Here is a 1,647-nt window from a genome sequence, read left to right as displayed (position 1 = left end):
TCCGGATCACGGACCAAGGTTAGAACCTCAAACAAACCAGGGTGGTATTTCAAGGTCGGCTCCACGCAGACTGGCGTCCACGCTTCAAAGCCTCCCACCTATCCTACACAGACCGGTTCAAAGTCCAATGCAAAGCTACAGTAAAGGTTCATGGGGTCTTTCCGTCTAGCCGCGGGGAGATTGCATCATCACAAACACTTCAACTTCGCTGAGTCTCGGGAGGAGACAGTGTGGCCATCGTTACGCCATTCGTGCAGGTCGGAACTTACCCGACAAGGAATTTCGCTACCTTAGGACCGTTATAGTTACGGCCGCCGTTTACCGGGACTTCAATCAAGAGCTTGCACCCCATCATTTAATCTTCCGGCACCGGGCAGGCGTCACACCCTATACGTCCACTTTCGTGTTTGCAGAGTGCTGTGTTTTTATTAAACAGTCGCAGCCACCAGTTTATTGCAACCCCTTCACCCTTCTGGCGCAGGCCAGTCAGGCTACAGGGGCGTACCTTATCCCGAAGTTACGGTACCAATTTGCCGAGTTCCTTCTCCCGAGTTCTCTCAAGCGCCTTAGAATACTCATCTCGCCCACCTGTGTCGGTTTGCGGTACGGTCTTGTTAAACTGAAGCTTAGAGGCTTTTCTTGGAACCACTTCCAGTTGCTTCGTGACCTAGATCACTCGTCCCATGCCCTTGAATTCCGCGCCCGGATTTGCCTAAGCGCCTTCTCCAACACAGGAACCGGGACTTCCAACACCCGGACAACCTTCCGCGATCCGTCCCCCCATCGCATTTAACAATGGTGCAGGAATATTAACCTGCTTCCCATCAGCTACGCATTTCTGCCTCGCCTTAGGGGCCGACTCACCCTACGCCGATGAACGTTGCGTAGGAAACCTTGGGCTTACGGCGAGGGGGCCTTTCACCCCCTTTATCGCTACTCATGTCAGCATTCGCACTTCCGATACCTCCAGCGCACTTTTCAATGCACCTTCGCAGGCTTACGGAACGCTCTCCTACCATGCACATAAATGTGCATCCGCAGCTTCGGTATATTGCTTAGCCCCGTTACATCTTCCGCGCAGGACGACTCGATCAGTGAGCTATTACGCTTTCTTTAAAGGATGGCTGCTTCTAAGCCAACCTCCTGACTGTTTTAGCCTTCCCACTTCGTTTCCCACTTAGCAATATTTGGGGACCTTAGCTGGCGGTCTGGGTTGTTTCCCTCTTGACACCGGACGTTAGCACCCGATGTCTGTCTCCCGTGATTGCACTCTTCGGTATTCGGAGTTTGCTATGGCGTAGTAATCCGCAATGGACCCCACAACCATGACAGTGCTCTACCCCCGAAGGTGATACACGAGGCACTACCTAAATAGTTTTCGGAGAGAACCAGCTATTTCCAGGTTTGTTTAGCCTTTCACCCCTATCCACAGCTCATCCCCTAACTTTTCAACGTTAGTGGGTTCGGACCTCCAGTACGTGTTACCGCACCTTCATCCTGGCCATGGATAGATCACCTGGTTTCGGGTCTACACCCAGCGACTGAACGCCCTGTTCGGACTCGCTTTCGCTACGCCTGCCCTAATCGGTTAAGCTTGCCACTGAATGTAAGTCGCTGACCCATTATACAAAAGGTACGCCGTCACCC

General features: G+C 52.6%; 1 rRNA gene. It reads right to left on the bottom strand.

Features of this window, described 5'->3' with window-relative positions:
- Positions 1-1,647, bottom strand: a 23S ribosomal RNA gene (locus P3T22_RS33210); the annotation flags it as partial.

The organism is Paraburkholderia sp. GAS348, assembly GCF_050434205.1.
Lineage (GTDB): Bacteria > Pseudomonadota > Gammaproteobacteria > Burkholderiales > Burkholderiaceae > Paraburkholderia.
The sequence above is the reverse complement of the archived record's forward strand: the minus strand, read 5'-3'. Positions and strand labels throughout refer to the sequence as shown.